10 protein-coding genes are annotated in these 21,431 nt (G+C 66.0%); 2 read left to right on the forward strand and 8 right to left on the reverse strand.

Annotation, left to right across the window (positions count from 1 at the left end):
• Positions 1-11: 11 nt before the first annotated feature.
• Entirely contained in the window at positions 12-491 is a 480-nt protein-coding gene (locus AC07R1_RS08210) for a hypothetical protein (RefSeq protein ID WP_227454146.1), read from the reverse strand.
• The gene (locus AC07R1_RS08215; RefSeq protein ID WP_495110401.1) at positions 488-11,587 is read right to left on the reverse strand and encodes a two-partner secretion domain-containing protein; all 11,100 of its coding nucleotides are present in this window, start codon (positions 11,585-11,587) and stop codon (positions 488-490) included. Before AC07R1_RS08215 ends, AC07R1_RS08210 begins: the two co-directional genes overlap by 4 nt.
• A gap of 355 nt (positions 11,588-11,942) precedes the next feature.
• Between AC07R1_RS08215 and AC07R1_RS08220 the strand changes: the two genes are divergently transcribed.
• The gene (locus AC07R1_RS08220) at positions 11,943-13,118 is read left to right on the forward strand and encodes an SRPBCC family protein (RefSeq protein WP_495110402.1); all 1,176 of its coding nucleotides are present in this window, start codon (positions 11,943-11,945) and stop codon (positions 13,116-13,118) included.
• A gap of 24 nt (positions 13,119-13,142) precedes the next feature.
• Positions 13,143-14,246 carry an SMP-30/gluconolactonase/LRE family protein gene (locus tag AC07R1_RS08225; protein ID WP_493169984.1) on the forward strand — a complete coding sequence of 368 codons (1,104 nt, stop codon included), beginning with the start codon at positions 13,143-13,145 and terminating at the stop codon, positions 14,244-14,246.
• A 130-nt stretch (positions 14,247-14,376) separates the two neighbouring features.
• Here AC07R1_RS08225 and AC07R1_RS08230 read toward each other — a convergent pair whose 3' ends face one another.
• The 6 genes from AC07R1_RS08230 to AC07R1_RS08255 all read right to left on the reverse strand — a co-directional run bounded on the left by AC07R1_RS08230 (position 14,377) and on the right by AC07R1_RS08255 (position 21,417).
• On the reverse strand, positions 14,377-14,610 hold the full coding sequence (locus AC07R1_RS08230) for a DUF465 domain-containing protein (protein ID WP_015636110.1): 234 nt from the start codon (positions 14,608-14,610) through the stop codon (positions 14,377-14,379).
• A gap of 135 nt (positions 14,611-14,745) precedes the next feature.
• On the reverse strand, positions 14,746-17,412 hold the full coding sequence (locus AC07R1_RS08235; protein WP_065363320.1) for an ATP-binding cassette domain-containing protein: 2,667 nt from the start codon (positions 17,410-17,412) through the stop codon (positions 14,746-14,748).
• Between the two features lie 141 nt (positions 17,413-17,553).
• Positions 17,554-17,820 carry a DUF1652 domain-containing protein gene (locus AC07R1_RS08240; RefSeq protein WP_011061967.1) on the reverse strand — a complete coding sequence of 89 codons (267 nt, stop codon included), beginning with the start codon at positions 17,818-17,820 and terminating at the stop codon, positions 17,554-17,556.
• 208 nt (positions 17,821-18,028) lie between these two features.
• Positions 18,029-20,140, reverse strand: coding sequence for a hybrid sensor histidine kinase/response regulator (locus AC07R1_RS08245; RefSeq protein ID WP_495110403.1), 2,112 nt, complete (start codon positions 20,138-20,140; stop codon positions 18,029-18,031).
• A gap of 249 nt (positions 20,141-20,389) precedes the next feature.
• A complete protein-coding gene (locus AC07R1_RS08250; protein WP_169893267.1) occupies positions 20,390-21,040 on the reverse strand; it encodes a DUF799 domain-containing protein in 651 nt (216 codons plus the stop codon).
• A gap of 5 nt (positions 21,041-21,045) precedes the next feature.
• On the reverse strand, positions 21,046-21,417 hold the full coding sequence (locus AC07R1_RS08255) for a DUF4810 domain-containing protein (RefSeq protein ID WP_011061970.1): 372 nt from the start codon (positions 21,415-21,417) through the stop codon (positions 21,046-21,048).
• Between the last annotated feature and the right edge of the window lie 14 nt (positions 21,418-21,431).

A 21,431-nucleotide genomic window follows, 5' to 3' on the forward strand; every position in this document is an offset into this window, starting at 1 on the left:
GGAGCAAGGGGTCAGTCAGCAACCCCTGGACCAGCATTGCTCTCGGGCAGGAAAAGGCGCGCCGCCAGCCAGCAGGTCAGGCAGGCAGCCACGAATAGCACCAGCATCTCCACCTGGTAGTCGGCGAACTGTGCCTTCTTCACGCCATGGACCACCAGGGCGATGAAGATCAGCGCCCATAGGCTGGCCACGCTTGCGCCCACCAGGGCCAGCACCGCACAGGCGCGCGGGCTGTGGTAGACCTTCATCAGCGTCACCCCCAGGGCGAAGACCAGGAACGGCAGCAGAAACGCCACCTGGGCCACCAGCGGTGCAAGCACCGGCATCAGCAGCAACTCGCCCCCCCGCACCTCCCCCAGCAATCGCGGGTTGCTGGCCAGGTGGGCCAGCAGCGTGACGAACTTGAAGGCGCCGAACACCAGCCCCAACACCAGCGGGCAGAAGAAAAACGCCATGAACACCCGGCGGCGCGGGTAAGCCGCCGCACTCATGGCGCACAGCCCTGGCTCTTGGAGTAGCCCAGCAATTTGCAGCCAAACTCCACCCGGGACTTGTAATCCAGAATATCCACGCCGCCATCCATTCCTTTTCGATCACCGATCATTATCTCGGGCATGATCGACGTATCGGTCACCAGCCCGGAAAGCCAGGTGAATGCACTCCGGTCGCCCATGTACTGCTCATGAATCGGCTGCAGGATAGTCTGTTCGCCTTTCAATTGCTTGATGTCCCAGGCGACCGGATCGCTGGTGGCCTTGTTGTAGAGGTTCTTGAAGTTCTCGAAGCCACCGGTGATCAGCGCATCCCCGGCTGCCTTGCGCCAGTCATAGACCGGCGCCATCAGCCGGCCGACACCAAAGGTTATGTACGAGAGGTTATCGTCGGCTCCCAGGCCGGTCCAACCGGCCCTGGACACCTCTTCCGCCCCACCGAACCACTTGGCACCAATCCCCATGTTCTGCTCGTAGACATGGCTGGCACCAAAGAAATTGGCCCGGTTGTCGATGGTGTTCAAGTAGGTCACCAGGCGCCCGGCAGCCCCTTCGGTGTTGTAGAGATAGTCGAAGGTGTTCTTCGAGGAACGGGTCACATCCTTGTTCATGATGTTCCAGGCATCCTTCATGGCCACGTACTTGATCGAGGCATTGACCGCCGCGCGGCAACTGTCGCTGGTCGGCGCCTTGTCGCAGAGGCTGCGCATTTCCGAGTCCAGCCACTCGCTGAGTTTCTCGGCCTTGGCCACCGCAGCCTTCTTCTGCTCATCGGTAGAGCAGGTACGTCCCGACAGGCAGTTGCCCACCTCGTCGAAGGCCTGGTGCGTCAGGTAGTTGTACTGAGTGCCATTGGCCGCCACCGCCGAGGCGATGCTCATGTCACCACCGGACGCCGACGCGCCGAGCACACCGACAATCTGCGACAGCGCCATCAGGTTGGCCTGGGCCTGGATGTACTCCGGCGAGCCGGGGATCAGGTTGTCCGGCAGCAGCTTGTCCCCCAGCACCCCCACCAGCAACTCGTTGGCACCACCGGCGATGGCGCCGGTGCGAAAATCACCGCCCATGGCTTCAGACAGCAGGCCGCCAAGCCCGGCATGCAGGGCGATTTTCGCCAGGCCGCCTTCGGTCAGGCCCAGGTCGCCAATCTTGCCGGCACCATAGGCCCCGCCAATGCTCGCCGCGGTGCCGGCAGCGGCGCTGGCCAGGTTGTCCTTGAAGCTGCCGCCATAGACCGCAGTCTTGATCAGGGCATCGGCCGTGACCTTGACCGCCACGGTCTGCAGGCTCTTGGCATCCAGGCCCATGGCGCTCGGGTTGTAGTTCAACCCCTGGGCCACTCCGGCGGTGGCTGCGGCCACTGTGTAGCCCTTGATGCTCTCCTTGGAGGTCACGTCCTTGAGGACCTTGCCCAGGTTGCCGCGGTTGTCGATGGTGCTGACCGTGGCATTGGTGGCGACGTTCACCGCCACTGCCTGGAGCATGGTGTTCATCCCGGCCATCATCGGCCCCATCACCGCCGCCAGGGCGATGGCGATGATCAACTGCGCTGCCGGGCCCAGGCCCGAGTTGTTGTACTTGAAGGACTCGTGGATCTCCTTGACCTGGCGCCAGTCGACGTCGCCCCGGGCCTCGGCCTGTTTCAGCCAGGCCAGTTGCGGGTCGGCCTGGACCATGGCATCGATCGCCTGGCTGACGCTCTTCTGGTCAATGTGCTTGATGTCGATCTTCAAGCCTTCCACGGCCTTGATGGTCAGGCTGCCGCCCGCCACCAGGCTGCTCTGGCGCAGGGTTTCATCGGTGTTGCCGCGGCCTTTGGAGGAGTTCCAGAAGGCGTTGTTGTTGCTCTTGGTATGGCTTTCGTCGTGCAGGTCCTTGACCCCCTCGAAGGTGATCGCGCCGCCGCTGTCCAGGGTCAGGTCCTTGGCACTCTCCAGCTTGGCCACCTGGTACTTCTGGTCGCCACCGCTCTTGAGGGTCAGGTCGCCGCCAGTCGTGATCTCGCTGCCGATGTTGGTGACCTGGGTCACCTCGTCACGGCGGGTCTTCTTGCGGCCCCAACTGCCTTTCTTTTTCATGTCGTACAGCGAGTAGTCGCTGTCCTGGGCCGCCAGCAGTTCCAGGTTGTCACCGGCCACCAGGTAGGCCTCGTTGCCGGCGCTGATACGGCTGGAGATCAGGCTCAGGTCCTTGCCGGCACTGAGGACCACATCGGCCCCGGCGGTCAGCGAGGTGCCCACCTGGCTGACATGGTCTTCCTGGCGGGTGACTTTCTTGGTCTTGGAGTAGCTGTGCTGTTCATCCGCCGCCGAGGCCAGGGTCAGGTCACCCGCCGCGTCCATGGCAATGTTGCGCTTGGCCTCGATCTGGCTGGCGACCGCCGTCAGATCGCGTCCGGCGCTGACCGCCAGATCCCTTCCGACGCTGACGCTTGAACCGTGCTGGGTGATGCTTTCGTTGAGGTAACGGTCGCGGGTGAGCTTGTCGTGCTCCTGGGCCGATACCAGGTTGACGTCGCGCGCAGCGATCAGGGTGGTGTCGCCGCCACTGCTCAGCACCCCGCCGATGTTATTGATATCGCGACCGGCACCGACATTCAGGTCGTTGCGGGCCTCGATCCGCCCGGTGTTGTCGGCGTAGTCCAGGCGCTGGGTGGTGGAGCCCGGGTTGCTCTGGAAGGTGGTGATGCTGCGCTCGTTGATCACGTCCCCGGCCAGGGCGCGGACCGTCACGTCACGCCCGGCGATAATACCGCCGGACTGGTTGACCACGTTGTCCCCGGCCAGCAGGTTCAGGCGATTGCCCGCCTCGATCAGGCCACCGTTGATCAGGTCAGTCCCCGCCGTGGCACTGAGGTTCTCACTGGCGCGCAAGGTCCCGGAGTTGACCAGGTCCTTGCCGGCGATCAGGGTCACGTCGCGGCCCTGGACCAGCGCGCCATTGGGCGCCAGGCGGTTGTTGGCGTTGGCCAGGTACAGCACGGGCACCAGCACCTTCTCGCCGTTCACCTCCTGCTCTTCGAGCCAGACGATGTCGTGGGTCAGGGCCGCCACCTGCTGGGAGGTCAGGGTCACGCCCACCGCCAGGTTGAGCGAATCCTTGCTGGCGATGGCGTTGTTCATCAGGTACTTGAACATGCCCTCATCGCTGTTCTGGCCATCGAGAAAACGCTGGCCGGTACGGGCCGTGACCGCTTGCTGGATCAGGCGCTGCTCGTAAAAACCATCACCCAGGCGCTTGGCGCTCTGGTCCGGGTCGTAGCCCAGTTTCGACAGCAGATAGTCCGAACCCATGAACTGCTTGAGGTCGGTGAGCAGCGGGTTGGTCTCGATCAGGTACTTGTGCGGATTGCTGCGCACACTGCTGTCCGGCAGGCCCTGGACGCGGTTGACGCTCTGGTTGCCAGCACTGCCCGTGGGCAGCAGCACGCCCCCCGGCGAATCCCCGGCCACGGCGTTCACCTGCACCGTCGCTGCGCGGCCATCGATGCCCGTGGCCTGGTGATCAACCAGGTTCAGGTCGCGAGCGCCCAGGGCCACTTGCGGCAGCGGCCGGTTGCTCAGTTCCCGGGGCTGGACCGGCTCCGGACCGGCCTGGCGAGTGCTCAGTTCCAGGCTGGCGCCGCCCATGCTCCAGCTCTGCGCCGGGGCCGAGGGCTGCGCTGCGCCGCCCTGGCCGCTCAGGCGGAACAGGCCGTTCTGCCCGGATGGCAGGCTGAAGTTGGGCAGGCTCAGGGGGTTGACCTGCTGCTGCGCCAGGTCCGGCGGTAGCTGGGAGTGGAGCACTACCATCAGCGGCTTGCTGGAGGCGCCCACCGCCGTGTCGCGGGTGCTGCCGCCCACGGCGATGGCATTCTTGACCACGCTGATATTGCTGATGTCGTTGGCTGCCGTGAGCCGGGCCTTGCCACCGGCCTGGATGATGGCCGGCGCGGCGGAAGTGCTCTGGGTCGAGGTCTCTACCGGCCGGTCGATGCCATAGAAGATCCCCGGGTTGAACTTGGCCACCAGGGCGGCGAAGTCCTCCTGGTTGAAGGCACTGCCCTGCGGGTGCGCCCGGTCATAGGCCTGCACGTCACGGGCCAGCTGGAAGAACAGCCCGCGATTGATCTTGACCCCGGCGCCGACTTCATAGCCGGAAGAACCGGACGCCACCAGGGAGGCCTGGTTGGTGATGGTGCCGCTGGTGATGCTCAGGTCATTGCCTGCCGACACGGTGCTGTAGCGGTTGAGGAAGCTGGTGCTGTTGACCGTCAGGTTGCCCCCCGCGTTCAGGGTCGACTGCGGCGAGTCGCTGGTCACCACGCCTTCCACCGTCCGGTAGATAAACACCGGCCCCCGGACCCAACTGGCGCCACCGCCGCAGTGCTGGACGCAGCGGATGGTCATGCGGCCATCGGTGATCTGCTGGCTGGCTTCGTATTTTTCCCGGTCGTTGACCAGATCCAGTGCAGCGATATTGATATCGCCGCCACTCTGGATGTTGCCGGAGATGTTTCTCAGGTTTTGGGCCGAGGTGCCTGCCGCCATGCCGGCCACGGTCAGGCCGCCCAGGCTGTAGAACTCGCCATAGCTGTTGGTCAGGGTATTGACGTTGAAGCCGGCGTTCTGGCCGCTGAATACGAAACCGTGGTCGTTGACCAGGGTCGGGGTGGTCAGGCTCAGGTCCTGGGCGGCGCCCAGGGTGCCGGTGTTGAGCACGCCGCCGGCATTCACCGAGAGTCCGGCGTTGGAGGTCAGGCGCCCGGCGTTGTTCAGTTGCCCGGCGACCGTGACCTGGGTACCGCCGCCACCGGCGATGCTGCCCGCGGCGCCAAGGTTGAGCTGGGCCGCGCCAAAGCCAAGGGTGCCCAGGCTGGATACCCGGCCATTACCGGAATAGGTGCCGCCGATCTGCAGGTCCAGGCTGCCATCGCTGGCCAGCAGCCCGTCGTTGTTCCAATTGCCGCCCCGGGCCTGCAAGTGCTGGCTGGCCAGCAACTGGCCAGCGGCGGTCTGGCTGAAGTGGTTGACGTCGAGGTTCAGGCGCCCGGCCTGGATCACGCTACTGTTGGTCCAGCTGTCGGCGGTCAGCGTCAGCCCGCCCCGGGTGACCAGGCTGCCGCCGGCATTGATCACGTTGCCGGTGGCGATATCGAAGTTGCCTTCGCCCAGGTGCAGCAGGCTGCCACCCTGATTGAGGAAACCCGACGCCGCCAGGGTCAGGTCGGTGTTGGCGGATTCCAGCAGGCCGTTGCGGTTGTCGAACAGCCCGCCGATCTGCAGGTCGGTCTTGCCGCCAGGGGCCAGGGCCCGCAGTTTGCCGCCCTGGTTGTCCAGGCTGGCGCCGCGCAGCGCCAGGCTCTCGCGGCTTTCAATCAGGCCGCCCTGGTTGACCAGGGAACCGTTGAAATCCAGGTCGATGTGCTGGCCGTTGATCTGCCCGGTGCTGTTGTCGAGCTGATTGCCGCTGGCCTTGACCCGCCCGCTGGCATACAGGCCGCCGTGGCTGTTATCCACCCCGGCGCTGCCGGCATTGAGCAGCAAGTCGCCACCCTTGGCCGCCATGCGTCCGGCGCCGTTGTCGAAACCGGCCAGGGCTTGCAGATCCAGGCGCTGGGCCTCGGCCTGGCCGCCATGGTTGTTCAGCACCCCCGACATCCGGGCCTGGAACAGCCCCTTGAGGCTGGACAGCACACCCGCGCGGTTATCCAGGCTGGCGCCTTGAATGTCCAGGTCACCATCCTCGGCAATCAGCTTGCCGCCCTGGTTATCGATGCCCCCGGTCGCTGCCAGGGTCTGGGCCTTGGCGCTCTGGATCGCGCCCTTGGCATTGTTCAGGCTGCCGGCGCTCAGGCTCAGGCCGGCGTCGCGGCTGTAGATCAGGCCGTCATTCTGGTTGCGCACCTCGCCACTGACGTTGACCTGCAGCGCACCGTTGGCGGCCAGGGTGCCGCGGTTACTGTTGTCCAGGCTGTTGCTGAACAGAGTCATCAGGTTCTGACTGACCAACTGCCCGCCCTGGTTGTCGATGCGGCTGGAACGCTTGAGCAGCAGCGGGCCGCTGGCGGCCAGCTTGCCCTGGGTGTTGACCAGGGCACCCAGAAGATCGAGGGTCACCGCGCCTTCACCGCGCAGGTTGCCACCCTGGTTGTTCAGGCTATTGCCGGTGAAGTTCAGGCCGCCCACGGCGCTGAGGCGGCCGCCCTGGTTGTCCAGGTCGCCGGCGCCGATGTCGAGGCTGGCGCTGCTTTCAATCAGCCCGCCCCGGGCGTTGTTCAAACCTCCACTGCCAAGGATCAGTTGCTGCTCGCCCTTGCTGGTGACGATGCCCTTGTCGCTGTTGTCCAGGCTCGCGGCCTTGAGGGTCAGCTGACCCTGGCTGGCCAGCCCGCCTTGCGCACTGTTGAGCAAGGCGCCGCTGAGGTCGATATTCAGATCCCCCAGCAGGCTCGACAAGGTACCTTGCTGGCGGTTGTCCAGGCTGCCGCCGCTGACCTTGAGCCCCTGCCAGCCGGATATCAGGCCCTGCTGGTTGCCCAGGTTCACGGCCTCGACCCCAAGCTGCTGGTGGCTGATCAGCTTGCCGCCACTGTTGTCCAGGCTGCGCCCGCCCAGGTTGAAGCCCTGGGTGCTGGAGATTTCCCCGGCCTGGTTCTGCAGGTCCCGCAGCCCGGCAATGCTCAGCACGCCCTGGGTGTTGATCAGGCCCTGGCGGTTGTCCAGGTCCGAGCCTTGGGCCCCCAGGTCGATGCCCACACGGGTGCCGCCGAGCAGGCGCCCACCCTGGTTGTCCAGGCCGTTGGCGCTGATCTGCAGCGGCCCGGCGGCCTGGATCAGGCCCTGGTTGCGCAACGGGCCAGTGACCCGCAGGTCCAGTTCGCTGTCGCTGAGCAGCGAGCCGCTGTGGTCCAGGCTAGCGGCATCGATCTGCAACGCGGCGGCGGCGATCTTGCCCTTGAGCGCGGTCAGCGCGCCCTCGATGCGCAAGGTCAGGGCCTGGTTGCTGAGCAACTGCCCGGCGCTGTTGTCCAGGCTGCGGGCGGCCAGTTCGAAAGCCTGCTGGCTGGAGATTTCCCCCTGACGGTTGTCCACCGCGCCGAGGTTGCTCAGCAGTAGCACACCGGGGGCATTGATCAGGCCGCCCTGGTTGTTCAGGGTGCCGTGGTTCAGGTCCAGGCTCAGGCGGCTCTTGCTGAACAGCTTGCCGCCCTGCTGCTGCAACCCGTTGACCGAGGCCGTCAGGGCCTTGGCGCTGCCGATGCTGCCCTGCTCGTTGTTGACCTGGGCAGCGTTCAGGCTCAGTTCATCACCGCTGTTGAGGTTGCCGCCCTGGCTGTTGTCCAGCGCTCCGGTAGTGAGTGACAGCCGCCCCTTGGCGCTGATGATGCCCTGCTGCTGGTTGTCCAGCCGGGCACTGGCCAGGGTCAGGCCCGCGTCGCTCAACAACTTGCCGCCCTGGTTGCTCAGGGCCTGCCCGGCGCTGACCTGCAAGGCACCACCACTGGACAGGCTGCCCCGGTCGTTGTTCAGGTTGCGGGCCTGGATCGCCAGGCGGCCTTCGCTGCTGATCCGGCCTTTGCGGTTGTCGAGGTCTTCACCCAGTTCCAGGTCCAGGCGCTGGGCCCCCACCAGTTGCCCGCCCCGGTTGTCCAGGCCGATGCCGCTGAGGCTCAGGCCCTGGTCCGCGGAAATCAGGCCCAGGTTCTGGTTGAGCACCCGGGCCACCTTCAGGGTCAGGTCACCACTGGCCAGCAGGCGGCCCTGGTCGCTGTTGTCCAGGCGCTCGCCGCTCAGGTCGATCTGCCGGCTCGACACTTCACCGCCGCGGTTATCCAGTCGCCCGACCTGCAGGTCCAGGGCGCGGGTGGCGCCCACCAGCCCCTCCTGGCGGTTGTCCAGGCTGGCGGCCTTGAGGGTCATCTGCCCTTCGGCCAGCAGTATTGCGCCCTGGTTGTCGGCGTGCCCACTGACCTGCAGTTGGCTGTCGCCACGGCTGTGCAACTGGCCGTCGCGGTTGTCCAGACTGGCGCTGCGGCTGTCGATGGCTGCAGCCGAGATCAGCCCCTTGACGTTGGCCAGGGCCTGCTCGATGCGCAGGGTCAGGGCCTGATTGCTCAGGAGCTTGCCGGCACCGTTGTCCAGTTCCCGGGCGTTGAGGCTGAAGGCCTTGGCCCCGGAGATTTCACCGCTGCGGTTGTCCACCCGGTCGAGGTTGCGCAACAACAACTGCCCCGGGGTGTGCAGGTTGCCGCCCTGGTTGTCCAGCAGGCCATGGTTCAGGTCCAAGGTCAGGTCGGCGTTGCTGAACAGCTCGCCGCCCTGCTGCTGCAGACCAGTGATGCTGGCATTGAGGGCCTGGTCGCTGCCGATCCGGCCCTGGTTGTTGGTCAGTTGGGCAGTGGTCAGGGTCAACTGCCCGGCACTGGTCAGGCTGCCGCCCTGGCTGTTGTCGAAAGCGCCGGTGCCCAGGCGGGCATCGGCCTTGGCGCTGATCACGCCCTTGTCGCTGTTGTTCAGGCTGGTGCTGTCCAGGGTCAGCCCCTGCTCGGCGACGATCGAGCCGCCCTGGTTGAGCAGCGCCCCGCGGCTGTCGAGGCTCAGGGCCCGGGCACCGGTCAGGCGTCCGCCGCGGTTGTCCAGGCTGCCAACCTTGAGGGTCAGCAGGTCTTCGCCGCTGATCAGGCCGCGCTGGTTGTCCAGGGCTGCGCTCAGGGTCAGCAGCAACGGCTTCTGGCTCACCAGCTGGCCGCCGCTGTTGTCCAGGCTGTCGCCACTCAGGGTCAGCCCTTGCTTGCTGAACAACAGCCCCTGGTTCTGGTTGATGACCCGGGCCACCTGGAGCAGCAGGCGCTGGTCCGCCAGGACCTTGCCGCCATCACTGTTGTTCAGCCCCTGGCCGTTGACCTGCACTTCCCCCTGGCCCGACAGTGCACCACCACGGTTATCCACCTCGACGACGTCCAGGGTCAGGGCCTTGAGGGAGGCCACCAGGCCCTGGTCCCGGTTATCCAGGGACTGGCCCTGCAGATGCAGAGCGCCTTCGGCCACCAGCTCGCCGCCATGCTGGGCAAGCCTGTCCACCTGGGCATGGAGTTCGCCTTTGCTGGCGATGCGGCCAGCGTGGTTGAGCACCTCGCCGCTGTTCAGCGTCAGGGTTGAAGTGGCGCTGAGCAGGCCACCGCTGTTGTCCAGGCGGTTGCCTTCGACGGTGACGGCGGTCCGGCTTTCCAGGCGGCCCTTGTCGCGGTTATCCACGTCACGGCTGTGCAGGCCCAGGGCCTGATCGGCATGTATCACCCCACCGCGGTTGTCCGCACTCTCGCCGCGCACCACCAGGGTGTCGCTGCCGGAAATCCTGCCCTTGCGGTTGTCCAGTTGCCCGGCCTGTACTTCCATGGCCTGGTTAGCCTGAATCAAGCCCCTGTCCTGGTTGTCGAGACGCCCGGCGACCTGGACCTCCAGGCGCTCCTCGCTGCGCAGGTTACCGGCCTTGCTGTTGTCCAGGGATGCGGCCTGCACCTTCAGCAAGCGCTCCGCCCCCAGGGCACCGCCACGGTTGTCGATGGCCCCGCTGGCGTTGATATCCAGGGTTTCACCGGCCATCACCAGCCCGGCGACGTTGTCCAGCGCCGCCAGTTGCAGGCGAACCCGGCTCAGGCTGCTGAGCTCGCCGTGGCGATTGCCCAGGTGGCCGATCTCGGCCTTGAGTTGGCCGTCGCTGGTGATCAGGGCATTGTGGTTCAGCACCTGGGTGGCCTGCAGTTCCAGGCTGTCGCTGCTCAGGACCCGGCCCTGGTTCTGGTTGTCCAGAGTGCCGGCGCTGACCTTCACCTGATGCTGGCCACTAAGGGTACCGCCCCGGTTGTCCAGGGTCTGGGCCGTGTTCAGGGTCAGGTCGCGGCTGGCGACAATGCTCTTGCCGCGGTTGTCGAGATCCCGGGCGTTGAGGCTGATATCGCCGTTGGCGTTGCGAGAGTTATCGGTATTGACCCCGGCTTCGATGATGCCCTGGTTGCTCAGTTGGCCACTGCTGTCCAGCTGGATGCTGTCGCGGGCGGCGAGGGTTTTCTGGCTGCTCAGGTCGCCCCGGGTTTGCACCTTGAGATCGGTGCCGGCGTAGACCGCGCCCTGGGCCTCCAGGCTGCCGGCCTTGATCGCCACCGCGCCCTTCTCGGCAGTGGCTTCGGCCATGCGCAACTGGCCATCGGCGTCCAGTTGGATATCACCGCCACTGGCAATCAGCTTGCCGTCGAGCTTCACCCCCACCCCGGCCTCGGTGCCCACCAGTTTGATGGCCCCGGCGTACATGCCGCCCAGGGCTGATGAGTCGATGGCCAGTTGCGGTGCATCCGCCGGGTTGGCGGTGCGGGCCGTGGCGTTCAAGGTCTTGGCGTCGACGTCGTTGGCCCCGGCGATCACCGCCAGGTGCCGGGCCTGGATCTCGGCGTTGAGCTTGGCGCTGCGGGTGATGATTTCGAACTGGTCGATATTGCTCGCGTTGAGGCCCGCGCCCTCGATGGACACGCTGCCCTGGTCCACCTGGTAACGCTGGACCTGGCCGTTCTCGATCACCGGCTTGCCGGTGGTCAGGGTGGCCTTGGGGGTGTTGATGAAGCCGCAGCCGTTGCAGCTCACGCCATAGGGGTTGGCGACGATGACATGGGCCGCTTGCCCGGCCACTTCGGTGTAGCCCTTGAGCTGGCTGGGGCTGCCGCCGTTGACCTCGTTGAGGATCACATTGGCCGCGCGGCCACCCAGGTTGGAGTTGCCGAGAATGATTCCACCGAGCTGGGTTTCCTGGGTGCGGCCGGTGGCGTTGTTGAGGATCAGCCCCTGCTGGCCGACGTTGTAGTCGCTGAACTTGTTGTGCGACAGGCCGCTGCCATTGGGCGTGGCAATGTTGACGATGGGCACGCCATTGCCGGCCTGCCCCAGTGTTGTACCGCTGCCGTTGACCACGATGCCGTCGGCCATCGCCACCAGCGGCTGCCAGAACATCATGTTGGCCAGGACGAACGCCAGGCTGCGCTTGGACAAGCCGCAGAACGAATCACGGGATTGCAGGACAGCAGAGGGTTGCTGGGCCAGGAAGGTGAAGTGGCGAACGTCCATGTCAGTCTCTTAGCAATGCAGGAGCACAAGCCCCTGGAGCCTTCATCCTGAAGGCCCATGGCGAGGAAAAATTGATTTCGGCAAGCAGGGTCGAACTGGCAGCCCCTCGATGCCTGACAGGCAAAACGGAACCAGAAAGAAGCAGAGTGCGAGCAGAAATGATATCAATTCAATATCAAAATACTAAATAGCCACTATTCTGGCGTCAATCTTTCATTCGCCTCGCTGTCGTTTCCCTGGGCTTTATCCAGGCATTTTCAGCCTGATGAATAATCCTCATTCCCACTATCCATTGGCTGGATAATTACCCGCCGGCTACGCTGCTGCCCATAAAAACAACAACGGGAATCGGGCCGTGCGAGAAACCACCCAGCACTTTCGTCAGCAATACCGAGCGGCGGTCAGTCCGCGCTACAACCCCTGGCTGCATGGCGGCTTTGTCCTGGCCTATGGCCTGCTGTGCATCGGCCTGCTATGCAGCACCCTGAGCCAGGTGCAGCCCCTAGAATGGCTGGCGGTGCCGGTGGCGCTGCTGTTCTTCAACCTGTGCATCTACGTGGTGCACCGCTGGCTGGGGCATCACAAGCAGCGCTTCGCGCGGATGTTCTATGCCCGCCATACCGGCGACCACCACAGCTTCTTCGCCCCCGGGCTGATGGCCTATGAAGGCTACCGGGACTGGCGGGTGATTCTGTTTCCGGCCTGGCTGATCGTGGTGCACAGCCTGCTCTTCGCCCTGCCCCTGTGGGCGCTGCTGCGCCTGTGGAATGGCAACGTGGCGGCGCTGTTCGCCAGTTGCACCCTGCTCGGCTACCTGGCCTACGAGGTGTTCCATGCCTGCGAGCACCTGCCCGCCAACCACCCCCTGACGCGCCTGCCCTGGGTGCGGCAGATGCGCCGCCTGCACGAACTGCATCACCGCCGCGAGCTGATGCAGGAGCGCAACTTCAATATTGTCCTGCCGCTGATGGACTGGCTGTTCGGTACCCTGCACTGGCAACCGCAAGAGCCGCCCGCCGTCACTTCCACCCCTGACGAGGCCACGCCCATGACCCGCATGCAGCACCAGGTCGACATCCCCCGCAGCGCCGCCAGCACCCTGGCCTATGCCGCCAGCTCGCGGCTCTGGCCACAGTGGCACCCCTCCTCGCTCAAGGTCGAGGGCGACGAAGGCCCGCTGTTCGCCGGGCAAGGCTTCGAGGAAGACATCCATGCCGGCGGGCGCAGCGGCCACCTGAGCTGGACGGTCGAGGAGTACCTGCCCGGGCACCGCTGGCGTGCCAGTGCCCGGGGCGATCACGGCCTGCACCTGCAGGTGACCTACGAATGCCAGCCCCTGGGGGCGCAGCACACGCGCTTCGTGCGGACCCTGGAGTACGGCTTTGACAACCTGCTGATGCGCCTGGGCAATCAGCTGTTATTCAAGCGACGGATAGAACGGGAATCCGCCGCCTCATTGCTGGCATTGTGCGAGATGGCCCAGCAAGCTATCCCGCTGCCCGCCACCGAGGCCCCCGGCCGCCCGTCCTGAGGCCGCCCCGACAGGAGTCATTGCATGAATCAGATTGCCCCCCGCCGCTTCAGCGGCCTGCGGATTGTCCTGCTGGTGCTGCTGGCCGTCCTGGCCTTCCTGCTGCTGATGCCGACCAGGGTCCAGCCGGTGGCCTGGAACCCGGCGCCGGCGCCGTCCCTGAGCCAGGGGCCGTTTGCCGAGAACCAGAAGCTCAAGGCCGTGCAGCCGGTGGGCGCCCGGGACATCGACGGCCCCGAAGCCCTGCTGCTGGAACACGAACAACTGCTCAGCGGCCTGCATGACGGCCGGGTGATCCAGAGCAGCCTCGACGGCAGTGCGCTCAAAGTGCTGGTCAATACCGGCGGCCGGCCCCTGGGCCTGGCCCGGCACCCGGACGGGCGCCTGATCATCGCCGATGCCATCAAGGGCCTGCTGGCCCTGGACAGCCAGGGCCAGTTGCAGGCCCTGAGCACCGAGGCCAACGGCCTGAAGTTCGGCTTTACCGACGATGTGGCGGTCGATGCCGCGGGGCGCTACGCCTACTTCAGCGACGCCACCAGCCGCTGGGGCTATGGCCATGACGGCGAAGCGGTGATCGAGCACGGCGCCGATGGCCGCCTGCTGCGCTACGACTTCCAGAGCGGCACCACCGAGGTGCTGCTGGACCGCCTGGAGTTCGCCAACGGCATTGCCCTGGGGCCGGACGAGGCCTATGTGCTGGTCAATGAAACCGGCGCCTACCGCATCAGCCGCTACTGGCTCAAGGGTGACAAGGCCGGCAGCCACGACCTGTTCATCGACAACCTGCCGGGGCTGCCGGACAACCTGAGCTTCAATGGCGCCGGGCGTTTCTGGGTGGCCCTGTACGCACCGCGCAACCCGTTGCTCGACGCCACCGCGCCCTACCCCTTCGTGCGCAAGATGCTGGTGCGGGCGATGACGGTATTGCCCAAGCCGGTGGAGAAACGCGGCTTCGTGCTGGGCCTGGATACCCAGGGCCGGGTGATCGCCAACCTGCAGGATGGCAGCAGCGGCAACTACTCGCCGATCACCACGGTGCGCGAATATGGCGATGCCTTGTACCTGGGGTCGCTGACGGCCAGGCACATGGCCCGGTTGTCGTTGAAGGAGGCGCTGGCGCCTTGAGGGTGGGTGCGTTGCAGCTTGGGGTGGGGACAGCCCGGCGGGCGTCTGGGCGGCTATGCCGCCCAGCGGGAGCAAGCTCCCTTGCCACAACAAGCTCCTTGCTACTGCGAGCGTCTTTGCTACAGGGGGGTCAGGAACCGGCGGTGAGTTTCCCGGCGATCTCATCCTTGATCAGCAGGCGTTTTTCCTTGAGTTTCTTCAGTTCATCGTCTGCGGCAGCGGCAGCTTCGGCCTTGAGCACCTGATCGTCGATGCTGGTGTATTTGTCGAACAGCGCATTCAGGTGGGGGTCACTGGCCCGACGCTGTTGAATGTCTTCTTTACTGCAGCTCAGGTCCTGGTAAAGGTCGTGGGTCACCGGCATGGAACACCTCCGTGGTTGATCGGCAGCAAGGGCGTCATCACGCCCCTGCCGGTTATCAGAATGGCCTCGCCGGACCGGGTCTGTCGACCGCCAATCAGACCAGCGGTAACCGTTCGTCGCCACTTTTGCCCTGGATCAACGTCCGCCCAGCGCTTGGGCAAGAAAGGGCGCGGTGCGGCTAGTGCGCTGCTTTGCCACTTGGTGCGGGGTGCCGCAGGCCACCAGGGTGCCGCCCTGGTCGCCGGCTCCAGGGCCGATGTCGATCACCCAGTCGGCCTGGGCCACCACGCGCATTTCGTGCTCCACCACCACCAGGCTGTGCCCGGCGGCCACCAGTTTGTCCAGTTGCTCCAGCAGACGGTCCACATCCCGTGGGTGCAGGCCGGTGGTGGGCTCGTCCAGCACGTACAGGGTGGCGCCCCGGGCAGTGCGCTGCAGCTCGGTGGCCAGCTTGATGCGCTGCGCCTCACCGCCGGAGAGCTCGGTGGCCGGCTGGCCCAGGCGCAGGTAATCCAGGCCGATGTCGCGCAGCACTTCCAGGGCGCGGCGGATGCCCGGTTGTTCGGCGAACACCGGCAAGGCCTGCTCGACACTCAATTGCAGCACCTGGGCGATGTTCAGGCCCTGCCAGGTCACGGCCAGGGTCTGGGGGTTGTAGCGCGCGCCATGGCAGGTCGGGCACGGGGCGAACACGCTGGGCATGAACAGCAGCTCGACGCTGACAAAGCCCTCGCCCTCGCAGGCCGGGCAACGGCCCTTGGCCACGTTGAAGGAAAACTGCCCGGCGTCGAAGCCCCGCTCCCGGGCCTCGTCGGTGGCGGCGAACAGCTTGCGCACCTGATCGAACAGCCCGGTGTAGGTCGCGAGATTGGAACGCGGGGTGCGGCCGATGGGTTTCTGGTCCACCTGCACCAGGCGCTTGATCTGCTCCATGCCGGCCACCACCCGCCCGCCGCTGCTGACCGGTGCGTCGTCCGCCAGGTCCAGCTCCGGCGCCTCATCGCTGGCCGAAGCCTTGCCCAGGTGCGCGCCCACCAGTTCCAGCAGGGCCTGGCTCACCAGGCTCGACTTGCCGGAACCGGAAACCCCGGTCACCGCGGTAAAGCAGCCCAGGGGAAACTCGGCGTCCAGCTCCTTGAGATTGTTGCGGCTGATACCTTCCAGCCGCAGCCAGCCCCGGGGCGGGCGCGGGGTACGCCGGGCCGGGGCCTGCTCGGGAAACAGGTAGGCCCGGGTCTGGGACTGCGCCACCTCGGCCAAGCCGGCCGGCGGGCCGCTGTACAGCACCTGGCCGCCACGCTCTCCCGCCGCCGGGCCCACGTCCACCAGCCAGTCGGCACGGCGCATGGTCTGCACATCGTGCTCCACCACGAACAGCGAGTTGCCGGCGGCCTTGAGCCGCTGCAAGGCCTCGAACAGTGCCTCGGCATCCGCCGGGTGCAGGCCTGCCGAGGGCTCGTCCAGCACATAGATCACCCCGAACAGCTGCGAGCCCAGCTGGGTCGCCAGGCGCAGGCGCTGCAACTCACCGGAAGACAGGCTCGGCGTGCTGCGCTCCAGGGCCAGGTAGCCCAGCCCGAGGTCGGTCAGGGTGCTGACCCGCTCCAGCAGGTCCTGGGCGATGCGCTGGGCGGCCAGGCGCTTTTCCAGGGACAGGTTCGGCGTATGCCGCACATCCGGCGCGCCACGATGCTCCGGGGCGCCCTGGGCATGGCGCTGCTGACGCGCGGCACGGGTCTGGGCGTGGCTCAGCACCGGATCATCGGCGGGCGCCTGCTCCAGGTAATCTGCCGCCGCCACCGGCCGCAGCACCTCGGCCAGTTGCAGCAGCGGCAGGCGCGCCAGCTCGCCGATATCCAGCCCGGCAAAGGTCACCGCCAGGGCCTCGCGCTTGAGCCGCTTGCCCTCGCACAGCGGGCACGGGCTGCCGCGCATGAACTGCGACACACGCTTTTTCATCAGCGCGCTCTGGGTGTGGGTGAAGGTGTGCAGCACATAGCGCCGGGCGCCGCTGAAGGTGCCCATGTAGCTGGGTTCCTGCTTGCGCTTGAGGGCTTCGCGGGTCTGTTCCGGGGTCAGCCCGGCGTACACCGGTACTGTGGGGGTTTCTTCGGTGAAGAGGATCCAGTCACGCTGCTTTTTCGGCAGTTGCTGCCAGGGGATGTCGACGTCGTAGCCCAGGGTCACCAGGATGTCCCGCAGGTTCTGTCCCTGCCAGGCCAGGGGCCAGGAGGCCACGGCGCGCTGGCGGATGGTCAGCGAAGGGTCGGGAACCATGCTCGCTTCGTCGACCTCATAGACCCGCCCCAGGCCATGGCATTCCGGGCAGGCGCCCTGGGGCGTGTTCGGCGAAAAGTCCTCGGCATACAGCATCGGCTGCCCCGGCGGGTAGCTACCGGCCCGGGAATAGAGCATGCGCACCAGGCTCGACAAGGTGGTCACGCTGCCCACCGAAGAGCGCGTGCTGGGAGTGCCGCGCTGCTGTTGCAGGGCCACCGCCGGCGGCAGGCCGTCGATGCGGTCGACATCCGGCACCCCCACCTGGTCGATCAGGCGCCGGGCATAGGGCGCCACCGATTCGAAGTAACGACGCTGGGCCTCGGCATACAGGGTGGAGAACGCCAGGGACGACTTGCCCGAGCCCGACACCCCACTGAACACCACCAGCGCATCCCGGGGAATGTCCACGTCGACATTCTTCAGGTTGTGCTCGCGGGCGCCGCGCACCCGGACAAAACCGCTGGCTGGAAAGGACGAAGGGCTCGCCTGGGAAGCATCGGAGGGGCTACGGGAAGCAGTCATGAACCAGCCTTATGTCGAGAACCGCGAACAGTCGAAGCGCGATCATCACACAAGGTCCGAGGCCCGAGGCAAGCCCCGTGGAAGATCGACGCGCGTACCCGGGGTTCGAGCCTCGCCCCCGGCGCAATGTTCCCTGGCGCTTCAGCGACCGTGCTGGCGGCGGGCTTGCTGCTCGGTGCTCAGGCGGGTGTGCTGGAGGTCGTAGCGCAACTCGGCAATCAGCTCCGACAGCGCCCGGGAGCTGGTCAGGCCGCGGGTGGCGATGCCGGTGACCAACAGGTCGACGCGCCCGCTGGCGGGGTCGCAGATGCGCACAGTCATGGCCCCGTCGTGGCCGACGGTGCACTGGCAATGCAGGGGCAGGAAGCTGGTTTCAACGATTCTGCGCAGTTCAAGGGTGGAGATCACGGCGGAGCATCCAAAAAAGGTTGAGAAGAAAAACCGCGCAAGACGACGTTTGTTGTTATGGGATCAGGCGGTCGATGCCCCTGTCCTTGGTCAGCAGAAAAAACGTACAAGTTCATTCAACTTCATGCAGCGTAGAAGTTTGACGCCAGTTTGTCGTCGCTCCCTGGGGATTTTTATGCGCTGCTTCACACTTGGCGCCAGGCGCCGCTCAGGCCTCCAGCACCGAACGCACCATGGCGCTCAGGTCTGCAGGCCCGTAGGGCTTGCTCAGCAGGTGGGTGTCGGGGCTGAGCTGGTGGTTGCGCGAAATCATGTCGCGGGTGTGCCCCGAGGTGAACAGCACCGCGATCGGCGGTGCCTGGGTCTTGGCCCAGGTGGCCAGATCCGTGCTCTTGATCAGACCGGGCATCACCACGTCGGTGAAGATCAGATCGACCTTGAGCCCGTCCAGCAGCAGTTGCATGGCAGCGTCACCATTGCTCGCGGTGCGCACCCGGTAGCCCTCGTGTTCGAGCATTTCCACCGCGGCGCTGCGCACCTCGGCGTTGTCCTCCACCACCAGGATGCTTTCCTCGCCACCACCCGCCCGCTGACCCGGGCGCGGCGCCTGCTGCAGCGTAGGTTCGGCACTGCGGGCAAAGTACATCTGCACCCGGGTGCCCTGCCCCGGGCTGCTGAAGATCTCGATATGGCCGCCGCTCTGCTTGACGAAACCGAACACCATGCTCAAGCCCAGGCCCGTGCCATGACCGTCGGCCTTGGTGGTGAAGAAGGGTTCGAAGGCCTGCTTGAGCACCTCGGCGGGCATGCCCGGGCCATCGTCAGCCACACTCAGGCACAGGTACTCGCCGGCAGCGATGCCCTTGCCGGCGCAGAAGTGCGAATCCAGCACCTGGTTCTCGGCGCTGATGAGGATCCGCCCCTCGCCGCCCAGGGCATCCCGGGCATTGATCGCCAGGTTGAGCACGGCGTTTTCCAACTGGTTGCGATCCACATGGATGCACCAGGGCTCGGCGGGCAATTGCACATCGATGCAAATGGTTTCGCCCAGGGCCCGCTGCAGCAACTCCCCCAGGCCCTCGTACAGGTGCCGCGGGTTGTAGCTGGCCGGTGACAGCGGCTGGCGCCGGGCAAAGGCCAGCAGTTGGTTCGACAGCTTGGCGCCGCGCTCCACCGCCGTCAGCGCGGCGGCTGTGCGCCGCTGCACATTGGCGTTGCCCGCTTCGTGGCGGGACAGCAGATGCAGGTTGCCGGCGATCACCTGCAGCAGGTTGTTGAAATCATGGGCCACGCCGCCGGTCAGGCCGCCAATGGCTTCGAGTTTCTGCACCTGGCGCAGTTGCTCCTCGGCGCTGAGCCGCGCGTTGACCTCCTCCAGCACCCGCTGCTCCAGATTGCGGGTCAGTTGGCGCAGGGCTTCCTCGGCGATCTTGCGCTCCTGGATATCGATCAGCACCCCGGGGAAACGCAAGGCCTGGCCCGACTCGTCGAACTCGCAACGGCCACAGGCCAGCACCCAGGTGTAGCTGCCGTCCTCGCGGCGCACCCGGTATTCGGCGTTGTAGGGCCCGCCCTGGGTCACGCTGTACCGGGCCAGTTCCTTGATGCGCGGCAGGTCATCGGGGTGGATGCGGCTTTCGGTGATATCGATCGGCAGGTTGTCCAGGGGCTGGTCCGCCGGGTAGGAAAAGGTCCGGGCAAATCGCTCGTCGCAAGACAGCACGTCGGCCTGGACGTCCCAGACGAAGGAGCCCAGCAACGCACCGGCATTCAGCGCCAGCTGCACGCGCTCGTTCTCCGCCCGGTAGGCGGCCTCCGCGGCCTGGCGGCGGCGCTCGGAAATCACATGGGCGGTGGTTTCCACGACAATGGCGATGACCCCGGCCGGAGCCTGGTCGTCCCCCGCCACCGGGCTGTAGTAGAGGTCCATCCAGACGTCTTCCGGCACCCCGTTGCGCAGCAGCACCAGTTCCTTGTTGTGATAGGACAGGGTGCCGCCGCTGAGGCAGGTGTTCATCACCCCGCGGTTGAACTCGGCAACCTCCGGCCAGCCCATCTCCACGGCGCAGCCCAGCAGGTAGGGATGGCGGCCGCCGGCGAACTCGGCATAGGCATCGTTGTAGATCATGTAGCCCAGGGGGCCCCAGAGCATCACCATCGGCAGCGGCGAGCCGAGCATCAGTTGCACCGTGCTGCACAGGCTGTGGCTCCAGTGCTGCAACGCCCCGAGGCTGGTGGCGGACCAGTCGAAGGCACGGATGCGCTCGGCCATTTCGCCCTTCCACCCCTGGCACCCGTGATGATCAGATAAGAACGGCATGAGCGGACTCTACGAAGAACGTGGCACAGCGTGGGTTTTCAAGAGGCCGCGACGCAGCCTCCAGAGCCTTTGAGCACGGTGCACGCGGATGGTTTCACCAGGGCCGGGATCGGCTTCGCCACTGGTCGGCCATGCCGTCGGGCAACGCCCTTCGCGCGACTGCAAAGACAGAATAGGCGATGGCCCGGGTTCCAGGCGGACGCCGACAGGCGCCGCCTGAAAAAGAGCGGATTGCCCGCTCCCTGCCCCTCAGTCGGTGCCGTATTTCGGCGAACGCGGACCGTACAGCAAGCCGGTGCGTTGCCCGGCCGACAGCAAGCGCTGGCTGGTGATGCCGGCAATCGGATGGCCGGCGTCGGTGCTGGTGTTGATGATCTGCTTCACCGCAGCGGTGATCAGCATGCCCACCAGGCCACCGTTGTTGCCGTTGTTGCCTTCCTCACTGGAGGCGCGGGCGCTGCCGGTCCACAACGTGGTGCCGGTCTTCAGGTCCACCAGGGTGGCGCTGGCGGTGACCACGGTGGCGCTGCTGATCAGCATGTAGCTGGTGCCGTATTCCTTGACCGTGATGTACAGGCCGGCGTCGGCGCCGAAGATCTCGTTGAGCTTGGCCGGCGCCAGGCCGTGGATGTCTGCCGGGTTGGTCAGGCCGTTATGGCGGAAGGTTTCATCCACCACCGCGATCGGCATCACGTAGTAACCGGCTTCGGCCAGGGGAAAGGTCACCTGGGACAGCATGCTGTAGGTGGCCTTGATGTCCGGCGATTCATTGAGCGGCGGCAGCACCAGGATCGACTTCGGCCGGGCCTGCTTGTAGGCCGAGTAGTCCACGCTCCTGGGCGCGGCGCAGCCCACCAGCAGGCTCACGGCCAACAGGCCCAGCAGGTTGCGCAGGGTCATCAGGCTCATTGGGCGGCTCCCTTCTTGGCGTTCTTGAGCAGGAAGTCCATGTACGAGGCGGATTCGGGGAACAGCGCCTTCTCGGTATTGAACTGCTGCACCATCTGGTCATCCTTGCCCAGGCTCGCGTAGAGCATGCCCAGGTGGGCGTGGTAGCCCGGCGGCACGGCCTTGCCGGTGGACTTGATCTTCTGCAGGTCGCGCTCCAGGGCCTCGACCTGGGCCTCCCGGGCCTCCTCGCCCTTGAAGTACTCGTAGGTCTGGGCCTGGTAGGTTTCCCACTGGTACAGCGTCTTCGGCCCGCTGCAACCGGCCAGCAGCACACAGCCCAGCAAGGCGCCGGCCATCATTGGCCGCGCCATCATCGTCTTCGACATGCTTGCACTTCTCC

This window comes from Pseudomonas sp. GW821-FHT07F01 (genome assembly GCF_059418825.1).

Bases quoted from the DNA above. Each gene is read 5' to 3' on its own strand.
- AC07R1_RS08210 (WP_227454146.1), bottom strand. From the start codon at position 491: ATGAGTGCGGCGGCTTACCCGCGCCGCCGGGTGTTCATGGCGTTTTTC.
- AC07R1_RS08215 (WP_495110401.1), bottom strand. From the start codon at position 11,587: ATGGACGTTCGCCACTTCACCTTCCTGGCCCAGCAACCCTCTGCTGTC.
- AC07R1_RS08225 (WP_493169984.1), top strand. From the start codon at position 13,143: ATGAATCAGATTGCCCCCCGCCGCTTCAGCGGCCTGCGGATTGTCCTG.
- AC07R1_RS08230 (WP_015636110.1), bottom strand. From the start codon at position 14,610: ATGCCGGTGACCCACGACCTTTACCAGGACCTGAGCTGCAGTAAAGAA.
- AC07R1_RS08235 (WP_065363320.1), bottom strand. From the start codon at position 17,412: ATGACTGCTTCCCGTAGCCCCTCCGATGCTTCCCAGGCGAGCCCTTCG.
- AC07R1_RS08245 (WP_495110403.1), bottom strand. From the start codon at position 20,140: ATGCCGTTCTTATCTGATCATCACGGGTGCCAGGGGTGGAAGGGCGAA.
- AC07R1_RS08250 (WP_169893267.1), bottom strand. From the start codon at position 21,040: ATGACCCTGCGCAACCTGCTGGGCCTGTTGGCCGTGAGCCTGCTGGTG.
- AC07R1_RS08255 (WP_011061970.1), bottom strand. From the start codon at position 21,417: ATGTCGAAGACGATGATGGCGCGGCCAATGATGGCCGGCGCCTTGCTG.